At 64.7% G+C, this 22,425-nt stretch carries 25 protein-coding genes; 13 read left to right on the top strand and 12 right to left on the bottom strand.

The genetic code is table 11. The features are described 5' to 3' along the window. Positions 1–57: 57 nt before the first annotated feature. Positions 58–1,629 (bottom strand): L,D-transpeptidase family protein, encoded by a 1,572-nt coding sequence (locus I9018_RS11425; protein WP_241109481.1) that lies wholly within the window; start codon positions 1,627–1,629, stop codon positions 58–60. Positions 1,630–1,782: 153 nt separating this feature from the next. Here I9018_RS11425 and I9018_RS11420 point away from each other — a divergent pair, with 153 nt between their 5' ends. The 5 genes from I9018_RS11420 to I9018_RS11400 all read left to right on the top strand — a co-directional run bounded on the left by I9018_RS11420 (position 1,783) and on the right by I9018_RS11400 (position 6,303). Then, positions 1,783–2,508: a murein L,D-transpeptidase catalytic domain family protein gene (locus I9018_RS11420; protein WP_068586935.1), complete on the top strand. Its 726-nt coding sequence runs from the start codon at positions 1,783–1,785 to the stop codon at positions 2,506–2,508. A gap of 45 nt (positions 2,509–2,553) precedes the next feature. Further along, positions 2,554–2,886 (top strand): hypothetical protein, encoded by a 333-nt coding sequence (locus I9018_RS11415; RefSeq protein ID WP_225926571.1) that lies wholly within the window; start codon positions 2,554–2,556, stop codon positions 2,884–2,886. A gap of 57 nt (positions 2,887–2,943) precedes the next feature. Beyond that, positions 2,944–3,465, top strand: a complete 522-nt coding sequence (locus tag I9018_RS11410; protein WP_241109480.1) for an alpha-ketoglutarate-dependent dioxygenase AlkB — start codon at positions 2,944–2,946, stop codon at positions 3,463–3,465. A gap of 85 nt (positions 3,466–3,550) precedes the next feature. Further along, complete coding sequence (locus I9018_RS11405) at positions 3,551–4,432, top strand: alpha/beta hydrolase (RefSeq protein ID WP_241109479.1); 882 nt, start codon at positions 3,551–3,553, stop codon at positions 4,430–4,432. A gap of 242 nt (positions 4,433–4,674) precedes the next feature. Beyond that, positions 4,675–6,303 carry a methyl-accepting chemotaxis protein gene (locus I9018_RS11400; RefSeq protein WP_241109478.1) on the top strand — a complete coding sequence of 543 codons (1,629 nt, stop codon included), beginning with the start codon at positions 4,675–4,677 and terminating at the stop codon, positions 6,301–6,303. A 38-nt stretch (positions 6,304–6,341) separates the two neighbouring features. Here I9018_RS11400 and I9018_RS11395 read toward each other — a convergent pair whose 3' ends face one another. Continuing rightward, on the bottom strand, positions 6,342–7,676 hold the full coding sequence (locus I9018_RS11395; RefSeq protein WP_241109477.1) for a PLP-dependent aminotransferase family protein: 1,335 nt from the start codon (positions 7,674–7,676) through the stop codon (positions 6,342–6,344). A gap of 117 nt (positions 7,677–7,793) precedes the next feature. On the opposite strand from I9018_RS11395, the gene I9018_RS11390 reads away from it, so the two are divergent. After that, entirely contained in the window at positions 7,794–8,690 is an 897-nt protein-coding gene (locus I9018_RS11390; RefSeq protein WP_068586948.1) for a DMT family transporter, read from the top strand. A 15-nt stretch (positions 8,691–8,705) separates the two neighbouring features. Here I9018_RS11390 and I9018_RS11385 read toward each other — a convergent pair whose 3' ends face one another. The 7 genes from I9018_RS11385 to gcvA form a co-directional block, all read right to left on the bottom strand. Further along, positions 8,706–9,428 carry a CPBP family glutamic-type intramembrane protease gene (locus I9018_RS11385; RefSeq protein ID WP_124346391.1) on the bottom strand — a complete coding sequence of 241 codons (723 nt, stop codon included), beginning with the start codon at positions 9,426–9,428 and terminating at the stop codon, positions 8,706–8,708. A 536-nt stretch (positions 9,429–9,964) separates the two neighbouring features. After that, on the bottom strand, positions 9,965–12,253 hold the full coding sequence (gene metE / locus I9018_RS11380; RefSeq protein WP_241109476.1) for a 5-methyltetrahydropteroyltriglutamate--homocysteine S-methyltransferase: 2,289 nt from the start codon (positions 12,251–12,253) through the stop codon (positions 9,965–9,967). A 151-nt stretch (positions 12,254–12,404) separates the two neighbouring features. After that, entirely contained in the window at positions 12,405–12,962 is a 558-nt protein-coding gene (locus I9018_RS11375; protein WP_241110129.1) for a nucleotidyltransferase family protein, read from the bottom strand. A gap of 34 nt (positions 12,963–12,996) precedes the next feature. Then, on the bottom strand, positions 12,997–13,434 hold the full coding sequence (locus I9018_RS11370) for a bifunctional diaminohydroxyphosphoribosylaminopyrimidine deaminase/5-amino-6-(5-phosphoribosylamino)uracil reductase RibD (protein WP_241109475.1): 438 nt from the start codon (positions 13,432–13,434) through the stop codon (positions 12,997–12,999). A gap of 15 nt (positions 13,435–13,449) precedes the next feature. After that, complete coding sequence (locus I9018_RS11365) at positions 13,450–13,779, bottom strand: hypothetical protein (protein WP_124346388.1); 330 nt, start codon at positions 13,777–13,779, stop codon at positions 13,450–13,452. 258 nt (positions 13,780–14,037) lie between these two features. Further along, positions 14,038–14,388, bottom strand: coding sequence for a GNAT family N-acetyltransferase (locus I9018_RS11360; protein ID WP_241109474.1), 351 nt, complete (start codon positions 14,386–14,388; stop codon positions 14,038–14,040). 51 nt (positions 14,389–14,439) lie between these two features. Beyond that, positions 14,440–15,348 carry a transcriptional regulator GcvA gene (gene gcvA / locus I9018_RS11355; RefSeq protein WP_068586956.1) on the bottom strand — a complete coding sequence of 303 codons (909 nt, stop codon included), beginning with the start codon at positions 15,346–15,348 and terminating at the stop codon, positions 14,440–14,442. Positions 15,349–15,503: 155 nt separating this feature from the next. Here gcvA and I9018_RS11350 point away from each other — a divergent pair, with 155 nt between their 5' ends. After that, on the top strand, positions 15,504–16,463 hold the full coding sequence (locus tag I9018_RS11350) for a DMT family transporter (protein ID WP_241109473.1): 960 nt from the start codon (positions 15,504–15,506) through the stop codon (positions 16,461–16,463). A 219-nt stretch (positions 16,464–16,682) separates the two neighbouring features. Next, positions 16,683–17,315, top strand: a complete 633-nt coding sequence (yfcF, locus tag I9018_RS11345) for a glutathione transferase (RefSeq protein ID WP_241109472.1) — start codon at positions 16,683–16,685, stop codon at positions 17,313–17,315. A 20-nt stretch (positions 17,316–17,335) separates the two neighbouring features. On the opposite strand, the gene I9018_RS11340 is transcribed toward yfcF, so the two are convergent. Next, positions 17,336–17,869, bottom strand: coding sequence for a DUF1993 domain-containing protein (locus I9018_RS11340; protein ID WP_241109471.1), 534 nt, complete (start codon positions 17,867–17,869; stop codon positions 17,336–17,338). Between the two features lie 173 nt (positions 17,870–18,042). On the opposite strand from I9018_RS11340, the gene I9018_RS11335 reads away from it, so the two are divergent. Further along, a complete protein-coding gene (locus I9018_RS11335; RefSeq protein ID WP_241109470.1) occupies positions 18,043–18,477 on the top strand; it encodes a hypothetical protein in 435 nt (144 codons plus the stop codon). 19 nt (positions 18,478–18,496) lie between these two features. Here the strand turns inward: I9018_RS11335 and I9018_RS11330 are convergent, their stop codons facing one another. Beyond that, the gene (locus I9018_RS11330; protein WP_241109469.1) at positions 18,497–18,958 is read right to left on the bottom strand and encodes an isoprenylcysteine carboxylmethyltransferase family protein; all 462 of its coding nucleotides are present in this window, start codon (positions 18,956–18,958) and stop codon (positions 18,497–18,499) included. 275 nt (positions 18,959–19,233) lie between these two features. On the opposite strand from I9018_RS11330, the gene I9018_RS11325 reads away from it, so the two are divergent. Together I9018_RS11325 and I9018_RS11320 are read left to right on the top strand one after the other, a co-directional pair. Further along, the gene (locus I9018_RS11325; RefSeq protein ID WP_241109468.1) at positions 19,234–19,635 is read left to right on the top strand and encodes a GFA family protein; all 402 of its coding nucleotides are present in this window, start codon (positions 19,234–19,236) and stop codon (positions 19,633–19,635) included. Beyond that, positions 19,632–19,973, top strand: coding sequence for a hypothetical protein (locus I9018_RS11320; protein ID WP_068586970.1), 342 nt, complete (start codon positions 19,632–19,634; stop codon positions 19,971–19,973). The genes I9018_RS11325 and I9018_RS11320 overlap by 4 nt, the downstream gene beginning before the upstream one ends. A gap of 9 nt (positions 19,974–19,982) precedes the next feature. Here I9018_RS11320 and I9018_RS11315 read toward each other — a convergent pair whose 3' ends face one another. After that, positions 19,983–20,603 (bottom strand): cell wall hydrolase, encoded by a 621-nt coding sequence (locus I9018_RS11315; protein WP_241109467.1) that lies wholly within the window; start codon positions 20,601–20,603, stop codon positions 19,983–19,985. Between the two features lie 249 nt (positions 20,604–20,852). On the opposite strand from I9018_RS11315, the gene I9018_RS11310 reads away from it, so the two are divergent. Next, positions 20,853–21,386, top strand: a complete 534-nt coding sequence (locus I9018_RS11310) for an RNA polymerase sigma factor (RefSeq protein WP_068586971.1) — start codon at positions 20,853–20,855, stop codon at positions 21,384–21,386. Then, entirely contained in the window at positions 21,379–22,350 is a 972-nt protein-coding gene (locus I9018_RS11305) for a FecR domain-containing protein (protein WP_241109466.1), read from the top strand. The genes I9018_RS11310 and I9018_RS11305 overlap by 8 nt, the downstream gene beginning before the upstream one ends. Positions 22,351–22,425: the final 75 nt, after the last annotated feature.

The following is a 22,425-nucleotide window of genomic DNA, read 5'->3' as shown; positions in this document are numbered from 1 at the left end:
GCAAAAAAAGGCCGCACACGATACCTCAAGTCCGGCCTGCGAGTACCTTGGCGCGCTTCAGATCTTTGTGCCCAGGGCGCTCGAGAGCACCTCGTCATGCCCATAGATATCCGGCGCGTACAGCAACTGCCCATGGCTGTCGGCCTGCACCGTCCAGTAGCTCAGCAGGATCGGTACCGGCTTGGCCAGGCGGAACTCGTGGGTCACGCCGGTCGCCAGCAACTCGTTGGTCCGCAGGCGCTCTGCCGGGCTGAGCAGCCAGTCGCGCAGTTGCAACGCTTGCTCGACCCGCACGCAGCCGGAGCTGAAAGCCCGTGGTCCCTTGCTGAACAGCGCCTGGCTCGGGGTGTCGTGCAGGTACACGGAAAACGGATTGGGGAAACGAATGGCGATGCGCCCCAGGGGGTTGCGCGGCCCGGCGCCCTGGCGCAGCAGGATATTGCCCGGACGGTCCCAATCGATATCCGCGGCGGCCAGGGGTTGGCCATTGGCGTCCAGCACCTGCAGGTTCTGGCGATTGAGGAAACCCTGGTCACGGCGGATTTCCGGCAGTTTGTCTTCCTTGAGGATGGTCGGCGGCACGGTCCAGGTCGGATTCAGGGTCAAGCGCGTGACCTGGGACTTGAGCAATGGCGTCTGGCGCTCGGCGCGCCCCACTTGGGTACGGGTCTGCCAGACGACGGCGTCATGCTGGTAGAAGCTCAGGTGCGCCGCGGCGACATTCACCAGCACGATGTTGGGCTCGAAGTCCTGGGCCATCCAGCGCAAGCGCTCCAGATTGATGCGCATCTGCTCGCGACGCAACGCCGGGCTGACATTCAGCTCCTTCAAGGTACCGGCGCCGATCACCCCATCAGCCTGCAGCGAGTGGCTGAGCTGGAAGCTCTTCACGGCATCCACCAGCTCGCCGCCATAGGTGTTGTCGGCATCGACACTGGGGCTTTGCAGGAAGCCGCCGTGATACAGGCGCTGGGCCAATTCAGGAACGCGCTTGTCTTGCATGTGCGGCCTGAGCAACGGGCCACCGGCCACGGCCTGCCAGTGGGGCAAGGGCTGCTGGCGCTCATGGGCATAGGCCTGGCGCAGGTTGCGATACTGTTCAAGGCTCGGGCGTGCCTGGTCGAAGGCGGCCGCAAGATCCTCAAGCCCTGGCACGGCGATCGCCAGCAGCACGCTCTGGCGATTGTCGGGTAGCGGTTGGGCACGCCACAGGGGCTCGAACCGCGTTTGCGACAGGCGCCCATAGTGCAGGTCCTGCAGGGCCTGCAGATACTGATGGGTGATATCGATATCGGTGCACAAGCCCTCGCTCGCGGCACTGCTGGGCGGCAGGTGATAGCGCCCCGGGTCCAGGCCGTCGTCGACCATCTGCGCCAGTTGCGCCTGCAACTTGCCCAGCCGGCCCTCGACCGCCCATGCCGGTTGCTCGCCATGCTGGCGGTAGAACGCCTGCAGCAGTTGCTGGGTCGGCAGATCGAAACGCGTAGCCAGGCCCGGACAGGCCACCGTCAGTTGCGCCGGTGTGTCCTGCACAGGGCTCGCCGCGACCTGGGGCAGATCGTCGGCCAGCGCGACCAATGGCGCAGCGAGCAGCCACAGGCTCAAGTAACATGCGTGTTTTTTGAACAACTGCTTTACTCCAATCCGTAGCCCTCAAGGTGAGGGCCTAGCGTTACGGCAGATGTGGAAAACAATCAGGCCTGGGTATTAAACATATAGACCAGACTGCCGGGGAGACGACAGGACGTCAGGAGCCAAAGTGACCATGGGGATGCTCTATACATGTTGACCTTCTTGTGCCGATTCTACCTGGCGGCCATCGCCCTGGGCGCCATTTGCAGTCCTTCCTACGCCGCCAGCAAGCCCCACCCCACTACCAGCCCGGCGCTGTACAGCAGCCTCGCCCACGCCGCTCCGGAACTCAATCCCCAGGCCTTGAAAAGCGCCCTGAACGCCATGCAATGCGCAGTCAACAGCGGCGCCCGGCAAGCCCGGCACCTGGCGGTGATCGACTATTCCCAGCCGTCCACCGCCCGGCGCCTGTGGATCTTCGACCTGCGCAGCAAGAAGCTGGTGCTGCGCGACCTGGTGGCCCATGGGCAAAAATCCGGGGAAAACTTCGCCACCCAATTCTCCAATCGCCTGGGCAGCTACCAGTCCAGCCTGGGCCTGTTCCGCACCCAGGAAAGCTATGAAGGCAGCCACGGCTACTCGCTGCGCATGGACGGCCTCGAACCTGGCATCAACGATCGCGCTCGCGATCGTGACATCGTGATCCATGCCGCCGACTACGTGAACCCACTGTGGAGCCAACGCCAGGGCCGCATCGGCCGCAGCCAGGGCTGCCCGGCGGTACGCCCACAGGTCGCGCGCCAGGTGATAGACAAGCTCAAGGACGGCCAGTTCATGTTCTCCTGGTATCCCGATAAACGCTGGCTCAAATCCTCGGCCTACCTCAACTGCCAGCCACGCCAGGTAGCGAGTATTCTCAGCGCCAACGGCGGCTGAACCGCGCCACCGCTTGCGTCGGGCATCGAGGGCGAGATACCGTCGGTGTCCGCTACCTTCCAGCCCGATCCCATGCCGACATTCCTGCTCCACGCCCCCGGCCCTCGCCCGGCCTTTCCCCTGGTCGCCGAACACCTGTGGGGCCCTAAGTGCAACATCGACTCCGATGGCAACAGCCGCAGCGTGGCCGACGAGCAGTGGACGGAACTGACCCTGATCCTGCGCGCCGACCGCCTGCAGCGCCTGGATATCGACCCATTGACCGAAGTGCCGCTGGTCCTGGCGATCCACTCCTCCCAGGCCGGGCTGGGCCGCAAGGCCGCAGAATTTCTCCAGGCCCATTGCGGCGGCACCCTGGAACTCCAGGCAGGACGCTGAACCTTCATCGACTCATCCCCCACTGATTATTGTTTTCCCAGCCAAGGCAGGCCCAGCATGAGCGCACCCGATATCGATTTCGTCACCCATTTCATCCCCGAGCCAGATGCCCTGTTCGAACAGCTCAAGCATTCGGTGCTCTGGGACGAACGCATGCGAGCTCGCAAGACCGCCAGCTTCGGCGTCCCCTATGACTACTCGCAGATCAGCTACCCGGCGGTGCCGATGCCCGAAGCGCTTGGCCAGCTGTGCCCGGCCATCGAACGCTTGCTGGGGTTTGGCCCCAACAACTGCCTGCTCAACTTCTACCCGGACGGCCAATCGTCCATGGGCTTTCACTCCGACGCCAACGAACAACTGATCGCCGGCACCGGTGTGGTGGTGATCTCCCTGGGTCATGCGCGCAGCATGCTGTTCAAGCACAAGCAAAGTGGCGTGATTCATGAGTACAGCTTGCCCAGTGGCTCGCTGTTGCACATGTCCGATGAACTACAGACCCAGTGGCTGCATGCGATTCCCAAGGCCCCTGGTGCGGGTGAGCGGATCAGCCTGTCGTTCCGCCAGCTCAAGGAGCAATAGTGCTGGAGCCGGGCCGGATCGACGCTTGACTCAAGGTCCTGCCCGTCGACAATGCCTGCCTGTGCTTACCCTGCCCCGAGGCTCCATGCAGTTGATTCCCTGGTCCCACCCGTGCCGCGAAGGCTTCACCCTACGCGGCCTGCGCTCCGAGCCTTCGGGCAAGCCGCTGCTGCACTTTCTCCATGGCAACGGCTTCTGCGCCATGGCCTACCGCCCGATGCTGGCGCTGCTGGCAGAGTCTTTCGACCTGTGGCTCAGCGACGTCCAGGGCCACGGCGACAGTGACCATGGCGGCCCTTTCCTCGGCTGGAACCGGACCGCGCAACTGGCCGCCGAAGCCTTCGAGGCCGGGCTGGGGGCCTACGGCGCAGTACCACGCTATGCCCTGGGCCACAGCTTTGGCGCCGTATTGACCTGCCTGATCCTGGCCGAGCGACCGCAGCTGTTCGCTGGAGCGGTGCTGCTCGACCCGGTGCTTTTCACGCCGTCGATGATCGGCTCGCTCAACGTGCTCTCGGTGCTGGGCCTGAGCCGCCGCCATAGCCTGGCACGCAAGGCGGCCACTCGCCGTCGACACTGGCCGGACCGCGCGGCGGCCAAGGCCGCGCTGGCCAACCGGGGAATCTTCAAGGGCTGGTGCGACGATGCCCTGGCCGCCTACATCGAATACGGCTTGAAAGACGATGGCCAAGGCGTGGCACTCAAGTGCGCCCCCGAGCGCGAAGTAGAGATATTCGGCTCCGTCCCCAGGCGGTTGTGGCATTCCCTGGGCCAGATCCGCACACCGAGCCTGGTGATTCACGGCCGCGACAGCTATCCTTACGTTGCGCGATCGATCAAGCGCTGGGCAGCCATCAACCCACGCCTGAGCACCTTGGTAGTGGATGGCCAACATTGCTTCATGCAGGTGAACCCCGCGGAAAGCGCGGGTGCTGTCGCCGCTTTCCTGCGCAAACACTCAGGCTGAATCCCTTCAGCTGGCGCCGCAAGCATGTCATTATGATATCATCCAGCGGTTTTCCGGTCAGGGAACGTGCCCCCGCCTACACTGGATGACGCTGGCCAAAGGCGCCGCCAGATGCGCCTCCCGCCCGCCTTGTGTGCAAAAACGCCGACGGCGCCATGAAGCCCGCTCCATGACGCGCCGCACCGACGCAACCGCGATTCACCTCGCCGGTTGTGCTTTTTGCTGCCACAAGGAACACCGTCATGCTCTTGAGAACGATGAACATATCCCGCCGCGCAGGGCTGAGCTTCGCCCTGATCGCCTTGCTGGCCCTGGGCCTGGGGGGCTTCTCGTTGCTGGAAATGCAGCGCATGAACCAGCAATCCCTTGAGGTCGACCAGAACTGGCAACCCTCCATCGTCGCCGCCAATGCCGTGGCCCTGACCAGCACCCAGATCCGCACCATCACCCTGCGTATGCTGGTGGTCCGTGACGCCAGCGCCGTCCAGGCCCTGCTGGCCCGGGTCGAACAACTCGAACAACAACTGGACCGCCAGCAGGCCACCTACGAACGGTTGATCAGCGAACCTGAGGAACGGGCCGCCTACGAGCGTTACCTCAACGCCAGGGCGGCTTATGTGAAGGACCAGCACCAGGTGCTGGAGCAGGTCCGCCAGGGCCACAAGGAGGCCGCGGTGAGCATCGTCGACGGCGGATCGTTCCTGGTTAACGCTGACGCCATGCTCAAGGAGCTGTTGAGCATCATCGACATCAACACCCGGGGCGGGGTCGCCGCCGCCGAGAAAAGCAACCAGGTGTTCCACAGTGCCATCGCCATGGTGCTGGTGATCCTGCTGGTGGTCGTGGCCCTGACCATCGCCCTGGCCCTGCTGCTGACCCGCAGTATCGTGCGTCCCTTGGGCCAGGCCCTGGGCGTAGCCGAGACCATCGCCAGGGGTGATCTGGGCCAAAGCTTCAGCATCAGCGGCAAGGACGAACCGGCGCGCCTGCTGCAAGCCTTGCAGACCATGCAAGCCAGCCTGCGCAACACCCTGCAGCGCATCGCCGACTCCTCGAACCAGCTGGCCTCGGCCGCCGAGGAACTGCACGCGGTCACCGAGCACTCCAGCCAGACCCTGCATCAGCAAAGCAATGAAGTGGAACAGGCGGCCACCGCGGTCAACGAAATGACCGCCGCCGTGGAAGAAGTGGCGCGCAACGCGGTGAGCACCTCCGAGGCGTCCAAGGAAACCGACCACACCGCCCACCATGGCCGCGAGCAGGTACAGCACACCGTCGACTCCATCGGCCAGTTGGCCCAGGACGTGACCCAGACTTGCGAGCGGGTCGAACACCTGGCGGTGGATGTGCGCAACATCGGCCAAGTGCTGGAGGTGATCCGCTCGATCGCCGAGCAGACCAACCTGCTAGCCCTCAACGCCGCCATCGAAGCGGCGCGGGCCGGGGACGCCGGGCGTGGTTTCGCCGTGGTCGCCGACGAAGTGCGGGCCCTGGCCCATCGCACCCAGCAGTCGACCCAGGAAATCGAAAGCATGATCAATACCATCGAAGAAGGCACCGAGGGGGCGGTCAGCGCCATGCGCACCAGCAATGAACGGGCGCACCTGACCCTGGAAGCCGCCCGCGCCTCCGGCCTGGCCCTGGACCAGATCACCCAGGCCATCACCTCGATCAACGAGCGCAACCTGGTGATCGCCAGCGCCAGCGAGGAACAGGCCCAGGTAGCACGCGAGGTGGATCGCAACCTGATCAATATCCGCGACCTGTCGACCCAGACCTCGGCCGGGGCCAACCAGAGCAATGCCGCCAGCCAGGAACTGTCGCGCCTGGCGGTGGACCTCAACACCCTGGTGACCCAGTTCAAGCTGTAGCAGCGCCTGTAGCAGCGCCTCCGGCAACGGGTCCGTGCTCAATAGGCATAGTGCGCGATGACCTGCCGGACCTTGACCAGTGCCTCACGCAATTCCGCCAGGCTCACCGAGCCCAGGGCCAGGCGGATCGCATGGGGCACCGGTGCGGCACTGACAAAGGGTTCGGCCGTGGACACCGAGATATTCTCGCGTAGCAACGCCATGGCGACCTGATCGGCTCGTACTTCCTCGGGCAGCGGCAACCAAAGGAAGTAGGAGTTGGGATGAGCGATCTGCTCCAGGCCCGCCAGCAGCTCCCGCGCCAACGCCTGGCGCTGGCGCGCATCCTCGCGTTTCTCCCGTTCCAGGCGGGCCACGGTACCGTCCTCCAGCCAGGTGCAGGTCATTGCACTCATCACCCCGGGATTGCTCCAGGTCGTGGCGCGGATCGCCCGCTCGAGCCGCTGCGTCCAGGCCGGCGGGGCCACCAGGTAACCCACCCGCAGGCCCGCTGCAACGTTCTTGGAAAAACCGGACACATAAAGCGTGATGTCCGGGGCCAGGGCGGCCAGGGGGGCAGGCGGGTTCTCGGCGAGAAACGCGTAGGCGCCATCCTCGATGATCAGCAGCCGCTGCTCCCGGGCAATCGCCACCAGGCGCTGGCGCCAGGGCAGGTCCAGGACCCAGCCCATGGGATTGTGCAAGGTCGGCATGGCATACACCGCCCTCACCCGCCGCTGCCGGCACAGGCGCTCGAAGGCCGCAAGGTCAGGTCCCCGCGGCGTCAGTGGAATGGCCAGCAATTCCAGGCCATGGGCGTCCGCCACCACCTTGAAGCCCGGGTAGGTCAAGGCATCGGTAGCCACCACATCGCCGGGCTTGAGCAATGCCATGGCGGCAATCGACAAACCATGCTGGGCGCCACTGACCATCAGCACCCGCTCGGCCTCCACCGGCAAGCCACGACAGGCCAAGTACCGCGCCACCTGGGCCCGCTCATGCAGTCGACCCGCATGGGGCTGATAGCGCAGCAGGGTCTCCAGGTCGCCACTGGAGGCCAGCTGGCGCAATGCACCGCGTAACAGTTCGGCCTGCCCGGGCAAGGCCGGGTAGTTGAAGTTGAGGTCCAGGGTGCCGGCTGCGGTGGCCTGCTGGTCCACCCCCTGCCCTGGCGGCAAGGCGGTCTCGCGGACAAACGTGCCGCGACCGGCCTCGCCACTGACCAGCCCCATGGCCTCGAGCTCGGCATACACCCGCGAGGCGGTCACCAGGGCCAGCCCTTCCCTGGTTGCCAGTTCGCGATGGGTGGGCAAGCGGGTGCCGGGAGCCAGCACACCGTTGCGGATATCACTGGCAAAGCTGTCCACCAGTTGCTTGTAGCGAGCACGGGCCATAGGCGCTGTATCCATGACAATTTTTTGATTGTGCTGATTCTCGATCCTAGGATGAGCCAGACGCAAGGCCCACCTCAGTGCCGGCCTGAATTTGCCCTCCCAAACGAGACCCCTTCAATGGAACGGACATCGAACCTGCAATCCCCCGTGCTGGAAAAAACCTCCAGCGGCTGGCTCAACGGCTTTCTCGGCGTGCTGATCTTCAGCGGCTCGCTGCCGGCGACCCGGGTCGCGGTGGCGGAATTCGATCCGTTGTTCCTCACCGTCGCCCGCGCCACCATCGCCGGGGTGCTGGCCCTGGCGATCCTGCTGCTGTTCAAGGAGCGACGCCCGAGCAAGCAGCAACTGCTGCCCCTGGCGGTCGTCGCCCTGGGCGTAGTCCTGGGCTTTCCGCTGCTCACTGCCCTGGCCCTGCAATACGTGACCTCGGCCCACTCCATCGTGTTCCTCGGCCTGCTGCCATTGGCCACTGCGGTATTCGGGGTGATCCGCGGCGGTGAGCGGCCACGCCCGGTGTTCTGGCTGTTCTCGATCCTGGGCAGCTTGCTGGTAATGGGGTACGCCTTCGCCCAGGGCCTGACGGCCTCGCCCCAGGGTGACTTGTTGATGCTGCTGTCGGTGCTGGTCTGCGGCCTGGGTTATGCCGAGGGCGCCAAGCTGTCGCGGACCCTGGGCGGCTGGCAGGTGATCTCCTGGGCCCTGGTGCTGTCCTTGCCGCTGATGATCGCCCTGAGCCTGTTCACCCTGCCCGCTACATTCAGCGGCATCAGCCTGCCGGCCTGGACCAGCCTGGCCTATGTCTCGCTGTTCAGCATGCTGATCGGCTTTGTGTTCTGGTATCGCGGGCTGGCCCAGGGCGGCATTGCCGCCGTCGGCCAATTGCAGTTGCTGCAGCCGTTCTTCGGCCTGGGCCTGGCCGCCGGCCTGCTGCATGAACAGGTCAGCCTGGGCATGCTCGGGGTCACGATCGCGGTCATCCTCTGCGTCGTCGGCGCGCGCAAGTTCTCCAAATAGGCCACCAGCCACCGCTCACATCGGCACGGCGATCAACCAGATCACCGTGGCATGGGCCGCGGTCGCTGCCAGTACTCCGTGGCGCAGGCGCAAGCCTGCGCACACCAGCCCTTCCAACAGCGTGAACAGCAGCACCGGCCAGCCCACGCCGGTGACGCTCAAAGCCAGGAAACCATGGCAGGCAGCGAACGCCAGGGCACTGAGCAATGCCGCCCGCCACGGCTCGCAGGCCTGCTCCAGATGCCCCTGGAGCAGGCCTCGAAACAGCACTTCCTCCAGGGCATTGCCACCCAGGGCCAGCAATGCCATGCCCAGCAGCCAGGAGCCACTTGCCTGCTCCAGGCCGATACCGGCATGCAGGCGCAAGGGCAGCCCCAGGGCCAACCCGGCGAACAACCCCAGGGCCAGCCCCACCAACCACCCACGACGTTCCCAGACCACCAGGGCCCAGAGCTCGGGAGCGATTCGCGCCAGGCAGGCCAGCGTACCCAGCGACAACAACCCCAGGCCCGCCAACACCAGGGGGTTGGCGATAAAGCCGATCTGCGCACCTGGGCCCAACGACCAGAACTGCAACGGTGTCATCACATCCCGCAGCAGGATGAACCCCAGCAGCAGGATCGCAATACGCAGCCCCACCAGGTGCCTGGGAGTCAGGCCGAACCACAGGGCATAGAGCCCCAGGCCCGGAAGCAGGTAGAAGAAGTAATGCCCGAGTGACGCCGCGGCCGAGATCATCGACCGCCCTCGCCCATCGATGGCCGGTGGCTGGGGAAGGAAAAGCTAGGATTCATGTCGGCAGTCCATTGCAACGAAGGGCCGCCAGGGTGGCGCAACTCGTTGCTCGGCTGCAACGTCCATGACCAAGGAAGATGAGCGGCATTCAGCAAAAAAATGGAGAAACTCGAGGCTGGAACGGCAGCACGCCTTAAGAGCGAGCTACCGCCGCCTGGGCGACCTTGATTCAGGTCGGGGAGATAGTGGCAAGCGCACCGAGAGTGATGGTCAAGACCAGAAACCCAAACAAGAACAACGCCATCTTGGTCATCGGACCTCCTGAACATTAGGGTGCAGCGGGCCCGCTCTACAGCCAGAAGCCGGGCGGGTGTGCCATTTTCGAAGCTCGGCTGTGCTGATAACAGATGCAGATGAACAAGAAAAATACGGATCAGATGCCGCCCCAGGCCCTCGCACGCTTGAGTCGCCCGACTCTCAAGAGCAGCCGAAAAACCGGAGCCCCCATGGAACTCCGGTAGCAGGTCGCGCAGCAGCGCTCAGGCCAGTTCTTTGCGCAACTGGCGAGCGGCGGTGACCATGTGCACCAGGGCGGCCTCGGTCTCCGGCCAGCCACGGGTCTTCAGGCCGCAATCGGGGTTGACCCACAAGCGCTCGGCAGGAATGCGCTTGGCGGCCTTGCGCAGCAGGTTGGCCATTTCCGAGGCATCCGGCACCCGCGGTGAATGGATGTCGTAGACCCCGGGGCCAATCTCGTTGGGGTAGGCGAAGGCCTCGAAGGCCTCCAGCAGCTCCATGTCCGAGCGCGAGGTCTCGATGGTGATCACATCGGCGTCCATGGCCGCGATGGACTCGATCACATCGTTGAACTCGCTGTAGCACATGTGGGTGTGGATCTGGGTTTCGTCACGCACCCCGCAGGCGCACAGGCGGAACACCTCGGTGGCCCAGTCCAGGTAGTGCTGCCATTGCGCCCGACGCAGCGGCAGGCCTTCGCGGAACGCCGCTTCGTCGATCTGCACGATGCGGATGCCGGCGGCTTCCAGGTCCACCACCTCGTCGCGGATCGCCAGGGCCAACTGTCGCGCCTGGACCTCGTGGGATACGTCCTCCCGGGGGAACGACCACATCAGCATGGTCACGGGGCCGGTGAGCATGCCCTTCATCACCTTGTCGGTCAGGCCCTGGGCATAGCGGATCCACTCCACGGTCATGGCCCGGGGGCGGCTCAGGTCGCCGAAGATCACCGCTGGCTTGACGCAGCGCGAACCGTAGCTCTGGACCCAACCGAACCGGGTGAACACGTAGCCGTCCAACTGCTCGGCAAAATACTCCACCATGTCGTTGCGCTCGGCCTCGCCATGCACCAGGACGTCCAGGCCCAGGCGTTCCTGGATCTGCACCGCATGGCGGATCTCGCTCTGCATGGCCTCGGTGTATTCGGCGACGCTCAACTTGCCCTGCTTGAACGACTGGCGCGCCAGGCGGATGGAGGCTGTCTGCGGGAACGAACCAATGGTCGTGGTGGGAAACAGCGGCAGGGCCAGGCCGGCGCGCTGCTTGGCGATCCGTTGGGCGAACAGCGACTGGCGCTGGCTGTCCCCGGCGGTGATCGCCGCCACCCGCGCCTGCACCACCGGCTTGTGGATCCGCGGCGAGGTGGCCCGGCTGGCCTGCACGCCACGGCTGTGCTCCAAGGCCTTGAGGACGGTCGGCGCCTGCGGCTGGTTGACGGCCTGGGCCAGCAGCGCCACTTCCTCGCACTTCTGCACGGCGAAGGCCAGCCAGCCCTTGAGCTCAGGATCGAGCTGGTCTTCCCGGGCCAGGTCCACCGGGCTGTGCAATAGGGAGCAGGAAGGCGCCACCCACAGCCGTTCGCCGACCCGCTCCTGGGCATGGCGCAGGGTCGCCAAGGCCTTTTCCAGGTCACAGCGCCAGACGTTGCGGCCGTTGACCACCCCCAGCGACAGCACCTTGTAGGCTGGCAGGCGGTCAAGAATGCTCGGGTATTGGTCAGGGCCGCGCACCAGGTCGATGTGCAGGCCGTCCACCGGCAGGTTGGCGGCCAGGCCGAGGTTCTCCTCAAGCCCGCCGAAATAGGTGGCTAGCAGCTTTTTCAACGGATCGCGCTGGATCAGGTTGTAGGCCCGCTCGAAGGCGTTCTTCCATTCTTGCGGCAGGTCCAGCACCAGGATCGGCTCATCGATCTGCACCCACTCCACGCCTTGCGCCGCCAGGCGCTGGAAGATCTGCCCGTACAACGGCAGCAAGCGCTCCAACAGCTCCAGCTTGTCGAACTCGCTGCCCTTGGCCTTGCCCAGCCATAGGTAGGTCAGCGGACCAAGCACCACCGGCTTGACCTGGTGACCCAGGGCCCGGGCTTCCTCGACCTCCTCGAACAATTGCTCCCAGCCCAGCTGGAACTGCTGGTCGGCGCTGAACTCCGGGACCAGGTAGTGGTAGTTGGTGTCGAACCACTTGGTCATCTCCTGGGCATGGGCACCGCCGCAGTAGGTGTCGCTGACACCACGGGCCATGCCGAACAGGGTCTGCAGGGTAGCCGGGCCGTTCTGCGGGCGGAACCGCTCGGGGACCACGCCGAACATCAGGGAATGGGTCAGGACCTGGTCGTACCAGGCGAAGTCGCCCACTGGCAGCAGCTCGATGCCGGCGTTTTTCTGCAGTGCCCAGTGCGCCTGGCGCAGCTCGCGACCCACGGCGCGCAAGCCAGCCTCATCGAGTTCGCCCTTCCAGAACGCTTCCTGGGCCTTTTTCAGTTCGCGGTCGCGGCCAATGCGCGGGAATCCGAGGGAATGAGCCAAAGCCATGACAGACAACTCCATTGTGTGAATGGCAGCCATTGTCGATAGCACGGCGCGAGTGAGACAAACTCATTTTAATCCTGATCATCACAAATTATATTCATGACAAAGAATCGATATCCGTCGCCCAAACCCCATCCAGGCACTGCTCAGGTGTTCAGCCGGCTTCCAACCTGAGCAACGGCCACTTGCCCTGCCAATGCTTGGAACCCAGCCGCTCCAGAAAGATCGGTCGCTTGTCCCGCGTGAACCCTGCCGTCGGCCGGATCACCAGTTGCAACAAATCGTCGAGGCCCAGAGGTGCGCACACTTCGCAGGTGTCGTCGGCAGTGAGCCTGACCGCTACCGCAGTGGCGGTTTCCGGCCAGTGAGTCATGGCATCGGCACTGGACTCATAAGGACTATCACCATTTTTCATATGCATGCGGGCCTGGTTCTTCACCGACCACTTCACGCCCGGATGCACCGCCAGCAGCACTTGCTCCAGTTGTCGATCGAGCTCGGCAGAACAGCGCCGGTGATCAAACCAGATGACATCCACATCGCTGTCCAGGGGCGAGCAAGCCCGGCCGTGCAGGTGGTCCCACACCGCATTGCGAACGAATCCGGCGCCGATCCAGCAATCGCCAAGCCCCAGGGCCCGAACCTGCTGCAGCAAACGGCGGCGCAGCGGATCGGCGGCGATGATCGCCGCGACCCGGGCGGCCTGGGTCACCATGGCGCTCGGGGCTTCGCGCCCTGAATCAGGCTCAAGGTGCGTCTGCCAGCAGATAGGCCCGCAGATCCTCCTTGGCCTGCGCGCCCAAAAGCCCTACCTGGACCTCGATCCCCGCCTCCCGAAGAATGCGGATACCGGCCCCGGCATTGCGCGGATCAGGATCGAGCATCGCGACCACCACTCGAGCCACGCCCCGTTGCACCAAGGCTTGCGCGCAAGCCGGCGTGCGCCCCTGAAAGGAACAAGGCTCGAGGGTGACATAGGCAGTAAGCCCGCTACAGTCGTCCGGCCAGCGCTCCAACGCCATGGCTTCGGCATGATGCTCGCCTGGCGGCTGAGTGAAACCCTGGCTGACGATCTGCTGGCCCTGCACTAGCACACAGCCCACCGGTGGATTGGGCAAGCAGCCGGGCAACGCTTGGCGCCCGGCAAGCAGGGCCTGTTGCATGAAATAGGCGGGGGAAGTCATAGCGGCCTCGGTCAATCAGCGACGGGCCAACTTATACCTCAAGCAGTCATCGTAAAAGCTTTTACGCAACGCCTCGGGCTTGATCCGCGACGGGCTGTCGTAGGTCTGCTCGGTGATGCCCAGGGCCATCATGCGCATCCAGCCCTTGCTGAACTTGTAGACCTGGATCTTCTGCCGCGCCGCATACAGCGATACGCCGGACAACTTCAGCTCCTGGGCCCTGGCAGCCGTGCCTGCGCCCCAGCTGCAGACATACCGGTCATTGGCCGCCAGCTCCCGGGCCTGGGCGCTGCACGCCCCGCCGATCAAGGCAAGCGAAGTCAGCGTAATCAACACATGGCGCATTTTGCGGTCACCTAACCACCTGAAATTAAAGTGATTTTGGCGAATCTTCGGGAACCGCGGGGCCAGCATGCCGCCTCAACCGTCAAGGCAAAGTGCCTGCCAATGCTGGCCACCCATGCGATACAACCGCACCGGACGCTGATGGAACTGTATCTGCTGGTACTCACTGAAACCGGCCTTTTCGGCGACTCGCAAGGACGCACCATGGTCCGGTTCGATAATGACCACCACGCAGTCCAGGCCCGGTGGGGCGAAGACTCATGCCAGGACGCCACGCACCGCTTCGGTGGCCAGGCCGCGGTTCCAGAAACGCCGGGCCAGGCGATAGCCCAGGTTGGCTTCCTGGACCCCGCCCACCTGTTCGGGACTGACTCCGCAGAACCCCACCAATTCGCTGGTGCCCTTCTCCACCAGGGCCCAGGGCCCCATGCCCTGTTCGGCGTAGCAAACCAGGCACTCGTCGATGAACCGGCTGGTGGCCTGTTCATCGCACACGCCACGCAGGGAATGCTTCATCACCCAAGGGTCGCTGAGGATTGCCGTCAGTGCCGGCAAGTCCTCGCGAGACAGCGGGCGCCCGATAAGGCGTGGGGTTTCGAATAGCGGCACAGCTGACTCCTTGTACAACAGTTGAACGACGTTCATTGCCAATCGAATCGCTCAGGACGGCGAAGCAGCACCGGTAACAACGCCCCCCGCCTCCATCAGCATCCACTCGCGCAATGCCGCCACCGCCGGGCGTTCGAGGGCAGTGGCCGGATACACCAGGTAGTAGGCCAGATCGCTGGCGATGCCCTGTGCCATGGGCGCCAGCAGCGTCCCTTCGGCCAGCTCCCGCGCCACCAGCGAGCGGCGGACCAGGGCCACGCCGAGGCCAGCTTTCGCCGCCTCGATGGCCCCGTTGCTATCGACGAACACCCGCCCCTGATGCTCATCGAGCGACGCGCCGCCTGCCGCCTCGAGCCACAGGCGCCAATCATGGCGATGCTCGTCATGCAGCAGGCACAGGCGCGCCAGCTCGGCCAGTGTCAGGAGGGCCTCCGGGCCCAGCAACTGCGGGCTGCACACCGGCACCAGTTGATCGTCGAGCAGGCGCTCGCTGACCAGGCCGTCGTAGCGGCCAAAGCCATGGCGAACCGCAAGATCGATGCCATCGCGAGCCAGGTCGAGCACCCGGTTGCAGGCGCTGATGCGTACATCCACCCCAGGGTTTTTTGCCTCGAATTGCCCCAGGCGCGGCACCAGCCATTGCACGGCGAAACTCGGCGTGCAACTGAGCACCAGCACCTCCAGGCGCGTGCGCCCCACCAGCTCGACAGTGGCTTCGCGGATCATGCGAAACGCCGTCCGCAAGGTGGCGAAGTACTCTTCGCCGGAAGCGGTCAGGAGCAACCGCCGGGGCCGACGCACGAACAGCGTCACGCCCAGGGCCGCTTCCAGTTCCTTGATCTGCAGGCTCACCGCACCGGGAGTGACGTGCAGCTCGCCAGCCGCCAGGGTCACACTCAGGTGGCGCGCCGTGGCTTCGAATGCACGTAACGCGACGAGGGACGGCAACTCCATGCTCATGATTTAGCCCTCCTTAATCATCCAGCGAAAAATGCTGGTTTGTCAGCAACTGGAAGCTCCCAGAATAATTGGCCTCAGCACGATATCAAGTGCAAGCACTCGACGAAAAATCCGAGCAAGACTCAATCATCGATCGGCAAACGGGAGCTACAGGCATGACCAGGCAGAATGTCATGGGCGCCTCGCAATGGGGCCAGTTGCTGGTGCTGTCCGTCCTGTGGGGCGGTTCGTTCTTTTTCATCGGTATCGCCGTCAAGGAGCTGCCGCCCTTGACCATCGTCCTGCTGCGCCTGTGCCTGGCGGCCCTTGCCCTGCTGGCAGTGCTGCGGATCACGGGCCTGAAACTGCCCACCGACCGCCAGGCGTGGCAAGCGTTCCTCGGCATGGGATTGCTGAACAACCTGGTGCCCTTCAGCCTGATCGTCTGGGGCCAGACCCACATCGCCAGCAGCCTGGCGGCGATCCTCAATGCCACCACCCCCCTGTTCGCGGTTCTGGTGGCCCACCTGCTGACCGCCGATGAAAAACTCACCGGCAACAAGCTGGCCGGTGTCACGGTGGGGTTCATCGGCGTGGCGATCATGATCGGCACCGATGCCCTGGCCGGCCTCGGTGAGCAGTCGGGCGCCCAGTTGGCCGTGCTGGGGGCAGCGTTGTCCTATGCCCTGGCCGGAATCTTCGGTCGGCGCTTCAAGGCCATGGGCATTGCTCCGCTGCCCAGCGCCACCGGCCAGGTCTGCGCCTCCAGCCTGTTGCTGATGCCCCTGGCATTGCTGGTGGACCGCCCCTGGACCCTGGCCCTGCCGAGCCTGCCGGTGTGGGCCGCCTTGCTGGGCATTGCCCTGTTGTCCACGGCCCTGGCCTACGTGCTGTTCTTCCGCATTCTGGCCAGCGCCGGCGCCACCAACCTGATGCTGGTGACGTTCCTGATCCCGGTCAGCGCCATCGTGCTGGGCGCCCTGGTACTGGGCGAACACCTGCACGCCAAGCACCTGCTGGGCATGACCCTGATCACCCTGGGCCTGGTGGCCATCGACGGCCGCGTATTCAAGCGCCTGGCCCGAGCGAAGGACAAACCCGTGGATCGCGAGAGCTTTCTGGGCCGGGACATCTAGCCAGGCAAGCGCTGCGCACCGACACGTGGAGCGCCCATCCCCTGCACGCGGCCGGCTGCGCACGGGTCATCCGGCAATGGGGGCGTACCGCCAGGTCGCGTATCGGCGAGCTGGCGCTCGGCGCAGTATTCCAGCGAAGAATAGGCCCATGAAAATCGTGCATTGTATTTCTCGCCCGGGATCTCTTAGCGTGTCCACACCCCCATTGGAGATCATGCCGTGACCGCTTCCCGCCCGCGCCTGTACGTCGATGCCCAGTTCACCAGCCCCTATGCCATGTCCGTATTCGTGGCGCTACGGGAGAAAGGCATCGATTTCGAAATGCTCCCGCTGGACCTCGACGCCGAACAGAACCGCAGCCAGGACTATGCCCGGCTGTCCCAGACCCAACGGGTACCGACGCTGATCCATGAAGGGTTCGCGCTGTCCGAATCCTCGGCCATCACCGAATACCTGGAAGAGCTGTTCCCCCAGGTCCCGGTCTATCCCAACACGCCACGCCAACGGGCCAAGGCCCGCCAGGTACAGGCCTGGCTGCGCAGCGACCTGCTGCCGATCCGCCAGGAGCGCTCGACCCTGGTGGTGTTCTACGGCCAGCGCGGCGAGCCGTTGTCGGCCCAGGCCCAGGTGGCCGCGGCCAAGCTGATCGATGCGGCGCAAGCGCTGCTGGAGGACGGGCGCCAGTACCTGTTCGACACCTGGTCCATCGCCGATGTCGACCTGGCGCTGATGCTCAACCGCCTGGTGCTCAACGGCGACCCGGTACCGGCGAACCTGGTGGACTACGCCCAGCGCCAATGGCAGCGCCCGGCGGTGCAGGAATGGGTGAAGCTGCAGCGCCCGGCACTGTAGGCACTGGCCAAGGTCACGGCTCAGCCGGCGACCGGGGCCTGGCGCAGGTAGGCGAACATGTGTTGCGCGTACTCGGCCTTGCCCAGCGGCACGCCGTTGTGGCGCAGGATGTTGTAGGCGGTGACCAGGTGGAAATAGAACTGTGGCGTGGCCCAGTTACGCGCGTACTCCTCGCCAGTCATGTCGAAGGCGATGGCGTTGGGCAGTTCGATAGCCACGGCCCGCGCACCGCTGTCATCGATCAATCGACCATCGGCATCGGCGAGAAACGCCACGGTCTGGCGGATCAGTGCCTTGGCCTCGGCCATGTTGGCCGGCGTCGGCAGTGTGCTGACCGATTGGCCGCTCAGGCGCTCCACCGCTTCCCGGGCCTGGGTACAGGTAAAACGCACCTGCGCCGCCAGATCGTACATATCCGGGGCCAGGCGCGCATCCAGCAGGTTCTGCGGGTCGAAACCCAGCTCCCGGGCATGCTCCTCGCCCTTGGCCAGCAGGCTCTCCAGGGTATGCAGCATCTGGGCGAAACAGGTGACGGTCACAGCATGGATCGACATAGGCTTCCTCTCAGGCTCGGGGTGCGCCTGGGCGCACGTTGATCACAAGGCTTGCAGCCTAGCAGGTGGCCAGGCCGGGTTCGACGCTACCGACCGGTGACAAAGGTACCCGTGCGCCGATCGTGCTGTTATGGTGCGCCCCTTGAGAAATACACCGCCAGCCAATGAGGAAAATGACCTTGAGCAGTGAAGCAACAATGACCGGGGACCTGTTCGAAGTCGACAAGCGCCTGGCCCTCAAGCCCATCGTCGAGTTCAATGCCTACCTGCGCGCCGCCTTCGCCGACGGTCCCTGTGCCTGCGGCCGCTGCGTGGCCAGCCAGGGCGACGAGGGTGGCTACGAATACCGCCACAGCTTCGAGTTTTCCGGCCAGGTGGCCAGCCGCCGCTTTGCCTCCACCGCCGGTAGCGATGTGCTGCAAGCCTTGAAGAAGGCCTGGCTGTCCTACACCAAGGCCGAGCTGCTGGTACCTGGCGAACTGGAACTGGCCACGGTCAAGGAGTTCGTCGAACCACAACTGCACCAGCGCCTGGTGCCGTTGTTCCTGGCCAGCGGGCTGGCTCGGGAAACCGATGGCCAGTTGCACCTGCAGGTCCAGGCCGCCTGAACCCACCCTGCACGCGCGTTCACAGCCAGCGGCGCACCTGCTGCTGGTAGGCCGTGAAATCGCTGCCGAACAACTGCCCCAGGGCACGCTCCTCGGGGCCGATCTGCCAGCGGTTCATGTACAGCACAAACCCTGGCACGCCCAACAGCGCCAGGGGGTTGGCCAGGTACAGGCCCCAGGCCAGCAGGCACAGGGCGAAACCTGCGTACATCGGGTTGCGGGTATAGCGATAGATGCCCGAAGTGACCAGCGCCGAGGCGTTCCCCGGCTTGAGCGGATTGACCGTGGTCCTGGCCCGGCGAAACGACACCACGCCAGCGAGCGCCACTCCTACGCCAACACATACCAACGGCAAGGCCAAGGCCAGGCGTAGTCCGCGGCCCAGTTCCAACCCCGGCGTCCCCCAGGCCACAAGCGCCATGAGCAGCGCGCACAGCAGCGCGATCGCCGGTGGCGGAATGCGATGTTCCAGTCCCTGCATGTTTGTCCCTCCCTTCACCCTGAGCCTGCGACCGATGCCTACAGGTTATCCGTCAGTGAGCCCGGTTAGAATGCCTGGACCTGCCTTGAAGCTGGAGCAACACCCCCACGGCACACCGATACCAGAATGGAGCGAGGGGATTGAGGCGATGGAGTGCCTGGATCACTATGTCGCTCCCCACGACGCGGGGACTGCCAGGCAACGAGCTCCAGCAAGACCTTGCCTGCGATGACAATACCGCCCCAAGGCCCTTCCCCTTCAAGCAAGAGATGAACATGCAGAACCCCCATCAAGGCAGTTGCCTGTGTGGCGCCGTGACCTACCAGGTCCACGGCGAACTCAAGGCCGTCACCCACTGCCATTGCCGCAAGTGTCGCAAGGGCCATGGGGCCGCCTTCGCCACCTACGCCAGCACCCTGCGCGCCCATCTCGCCATCGACGACCCAGGCGCTGCGCTCAAGGCCTACGAGTCCTCACCCGGGGTACTGCGCCAGTTCTGTGGGCGATGCGGCTCTTCACTGTTCTGGCACAACGCCGGGGGCCAGTTCGCCGATTGGCTGTCGATCGCCATCGCCACCCTGGACACCGTCTTTACCGCGCCACGGCAAAAGCACCACTGCGTGGCCACGAAAGCCGACTGGCACACCATCACCGATCAATTCCCCCAGCAGCCATGACTCGGGAATTCAGCTATGTCTGGCTGCTGCCGCTGCTGGAACGTCCCTGGGCCAGGGTCATGGCCGACCTGCCCGGCGCAGTGGCCGAACTGAGGATCGATGCACCGCTGCCCGAGCCGCTATCGCTGCGCGAGCTGCTGCTCACCGCCCTGGACTCCGGCTCGCCCTACTGGCCACGGTGTGCGGCCCAGTGGCTGGAACAAGGGTTTCCCCTCGACCACGGGCTCTGCACAAGGCTGCTGGAGCGGGTGCATGGGAAAGCCTTCGAGCAGTCCGTCGGCCAGCGCCTGGGGGCACTGGCCAAGCGCTGGCAGCGCCAGCACCTGCCAACGCCCTAGCGCCGTGCGCTAGCGGGCCGCCACATCCTTGGGCCGGTAGAACAGGAAGCTGCCGATCTCGACGGTCTTGATGTAAGTCCGGGCCCAATCCGGCGAAGCACTGCGATCGTGAAAGTACAGCGCACCGCCGGTGCGGTCCTTGAGCTGCTGGTTCAAGGCCTTGCGGGCAATCTCCTTGGCAACGCTGTAGCGCTGCTCTTCTTCCACCTGGTCCGGACGGCCATCGCACCACCAGGAGAATTGGCAAGGGCTCTTCTGCGAACCCTGCTTGACCACCTCGCACACCGTCCCGGGAAACCCCTCGTGGCCCAGGCGATTGAGCACCACATCGGCCACCGCCTCCATGTCCTCGGTCTCGCCGCCCTTGGCTTCCCAATAGAGGGTCCGCGACAGGCAAGTCAGGGCATCGTCCAGTGGTGCCTGGCCCGCCGGATCGACGGCCTGGGCTTCGCTCTTGCTCAGGGGAGCGGCCTCGGGCGCGGTCTTCGGGCTTTGCTTGTCCGCGGCCTTCTGCTCCAGGGCCTGGGCCTTGTCCTCGGCAGCGGCCCGGACCGCCGGCGACTCGGCCGCCCAGGCTGAAACAGTCAAGGGCAGCAAGCAAAAACAGATGATCCTGGCAATCAGATGCATGATCGATTCGTCCTGGTGAACCTTAACCACCCCGCCCCATCGCGCTGCTGGCAAGTCGGCGGGAGCCATGCTGAATCGACCATCGAGCGAGTAAAACATTCCGCGGCCAGCCCAGCGCCAACCACTGGATGCCAGCACGACAAAAACCTTGAGCATGACTGGATTAGCCACTGGTAATGATATGGATTCTCATTAAAATAGCCGCCCATTCACGCTGGTACCGCATCGGCGTAGCGAGGACCATGGGCGATGGTGACCGGAGACAACCAACAACGACTCAGCACGCTGTTCGTCGCCCAGCGCGGTGCATTGATCCGCATGCTGTCGCGCGTGGTCGGCTGTTCCAGCCTGGCCGAAGACCTGGCCCAGGAAGCCTACTTGCGGGTGGCCAAGGCCTTGAACACTCGCTCCATCGAGCATCTGCAACCGTTTCTCTACCAGACGGCCCAGTACCTGGCCTTCGATCATCTGCGTAGCCAACGCAGCAAGCGCCGTTTCGAATACCAGTTGGGCGACGATCACCAGATCAACCAGGTTCCAACCGCCGCGCCGGGTCCCGATAGCCACGTACAGGGCCAGCAGCAGCTGCAATTGCTGCAGCAGGTACTGGCCACCCTGCCTAAGCGCCAGCAACAAATCCTGGTTTTGCATAAACTGCACGGCCTTTCCCAAGGCGAGATCGCCCAGCGCCTGCAGGTCTCCCTGAGCACGGTGGAAAAGGACCTGCGCCATGCACTCAACGCCTGCCTCAAGGCCACCGACCGGCACGACCCCGATGACTGAACACCCAAGCAACGCCCTGCCCTGCGATGCGGTGCGAGAACAGGCCAGCGACTGGTTCGCCCAGCGCGAGGCGGTGGCCGGCAACCCACTGCTGCGCCAGCGCTTCGAACAATGGCGCAACGCCGATCCACGACACGCTGCGGCCTATGAGGCATTGCAAGCACTGTGGGAATCCACCGCCTTCGAGCAGGCCCTGGAGCATCTGGCGCTGGATCTGGAGCTGCCTCCCGCGCCGCTCCCGGTACGCCGCCAGCCCGCCACTGGCCGCTGGCTGGCGGTGGCTGCAGCCTTGTTGCTGATGCTCGGCGCGGGCTGGATCAGCGACTTGCCAATGCGTTTGCAAGCCGATCACCTGGCCGGAGTGGGCCAGGTGCAGGCATTCGACCTGGCCGACGGCTCCCATGTCGTCCTGGGCAGCCATAGCGCTATCAGCACCGCGTTCGACGGCGACCACCGGCGCATCCGCCTGCTGCGCGGCGAGCTCTATGTCGAAGCCTTTCACGATCCTTCCCGGCCCATGATCATCGACGCCGGCGAAGCCACGGTCACCGTGGTCGGCACGCGCTTCAGCGTCAATCGTCATGACGAGGCCGTCACGGTGGCGGTGCGTGAAGGCCGGGTGCGCCTGGCCAGCGACAACGGCGAACAGAGCCTGTTGCAGGCCGGCAACTGGCAACGGCTGGAAGACCGGCACCTGCAGGCCTTGCACCTGCAAGGCAGTGAACGGCAGATGGCCTGGCTCAACGGTCGCTTATCGTTCCAGGACATGCCGCTGGCCCAGGTGCTGGACGAGCTGCGGCGCTACTACCGGGCACCGATCCTGTTGTTCAACGATGCCGCCGCCCAGCAGCAGGTCAGTGGCAACTACCGGCTCGACGATCCGCAAGCGGTCGTCCAGGCCTTGAGCAAGGTCACGGGGACCGAGCTCACCCGCCTGCCAGGTGGCATCCTGGTGCTCCGCTGACATACCCAAGGCAGGCGAGAAAAAAGTTTTACGGCTTTGTCCGGGACAACCCGTCAGGGTGTTTGCTTTTGCAAA

This window comes from Pseudomonas sp. MPFS (assembly GCF_022537035.1).
Lineage (GTDB): Bacteria > Pseudomonadota > Gammaproteobacteria > Pseudomonadales > Pseudomonadaceae > Aquipseudomonas > Aquipseudomonas sessilinigenes.
Note: the sequence above shows the minus strand (reverse complement) of the source record. Positions and strands in the feature narration are given on the sequence as shown.

What these genes read in the sequence shown, in the direction of transcription:
- I9018_RS11410 (WP_241109480.1), top strand. Translation starts at nt 2,944, where the DNA reads ATGAGCGCACCCGATATCGATTTCGTCACCCATTTCATCCCCGAGCCA.
- I9018_RS11305 (WP_241109466.1), top strand. Translation starts at nt 21,379, where the DNA reads ATGACTGAACACCCAAGCAACGCCCTGCCCTGCGATGCGGTGCGAGAA.
- I9018_RS11335 (WP_241109470.1), top strand. Translation starts at nt 18,043, where the DNA reads ATGACCTTGAGCAGTGAAGCAACAATGACCGGGGACCTGTTCGAAGTC.
- I9018_RS11350 (WP_241109473.1), top strand. Translation starts at nt 15,504, where the DNA reads ATGACCAGGCAGAATGTCATGGGCGCCTCGCAATGGGGCCAGTTGCTG.
- I9018_RS11420 (WP_068586935.1), top strand. Translation starts at nt 1,783, where the DNA reads ATGTTGACCTTCTTGTGCCGATTCTACCTGGCGGCCATCGCCCTGGGC.
- I9018_RS11315 (WP_241109467.1), bottom strand. Translation starts at nt 20,603, where the DNA reads ATGCATCTGATTGCCAGGATCATCTGTTTTTGCTTGCTGCCCTTGACT.
- I9018_RS11390 (WP_068586948.1), top strand. Translation starts at nt 7,794, where the DNA reads ATGGAACGGACATCGAACCTGCAATCCCCCGTGCTGGAAAAAACCTCC.
- I9018_RS11325 (WP_241109468.1), top strand. Translation starts at nt 19,234, where the DNA reads ATGCAGAACCCCCATCAAGGCAGTTGCCTGTGTGGCGCCGTGACCTAC.
- I9018_RS11330 (WP_241109469.1), bottom strand. Translation starts at nt 18,958, where the DNA reads ATGCAGGGACTGGAACATCGCATTCCGCCACCGGCGATCGCGCTGCTG.
- I9018_RS11385 (WP_124346391.1), bottom strand. Translation starts at nt 9,428, where the DNA reads ATGATCTCGGCCGCGGCGTCACTCGGGCATTACTTCTTCTACCTGCTT.
- I9018_RS11400 (WP_241109478.1), top strand. Translation starts at nt 4,675, where the DNA reads ATGCTCTTGAGAACGATGAACATATCCCGCCGCGCAGGGCTGAGCTTC.
- gcvA (WP_068586956.1), bottom strand. Translation starts at nt 15,348, where the DNA reads ATGAGCATGGAGTTGCCGTCCCTCGTCGCGTTACGTGCATTCGAAGCC.
- I9018_RS11310 (WP_068586971.1), top strand. Translation starts at nt 20,853, where the DNA reads ATGGTGACCGGAGACAACCAACAACGACTCAGCACGCTGTTCGTCGCC.
- metE (WP_241109476.1), bottom strand. Translation starts at nt 12,253, where the DNA reads ATGGCTTTGGCTCATTCCCTCGGATTCCCGCGCATTGGCCGCGACCGC.
- I9018_RS11320 (WP_068586970.1), top strand. Translation starts at nt 19,632, where the DNA reads ATGACTCGGGAATTCAGCTATGTCTGGCTGCTGCCGCTGCTGGAACGT.
- I9018_RS11340 (WP_241109471.1), bottom strand. Translation starts at nt 17,869, where the DNA reads ATGTCGATCCATGCTGTGACCGTCACCTGTTTCGCCCAGATGCTGCAT.
- I9018_RS11365 (WP_124346388.1), bottom strand. Translation starts at nt 13,779, where the DNA reads ATGCGCCATGTGTTGATTACGCTGACTTCGCTTGCCTTGATCGGCGGG.
- I9018_RS11370 (WP_241109475.1), bottom strand. Translation starts at nt 13,434, where the DNA reads ATGACTTCCCCCGCCTATTTCATGCAACAGGCCCTGCTTGCCGGGCGC.
- I9018_RS11395 (WP_241109477.1), bottom strand. Translation starts at nt 7,676, where the DNA reads ATGGCCCGTGCTCGCTACAAGCAACTGGTGGACAGCTTTGCCAGTGAT.
- I9018_RS11405 (WP_241109479.1), top strand. Translation starts at nt 3,551, where the DNA reads ATGCAGTTGATTCCCTGGTCCCACCCGTGCCGCGAAGGCTTCACCCTA.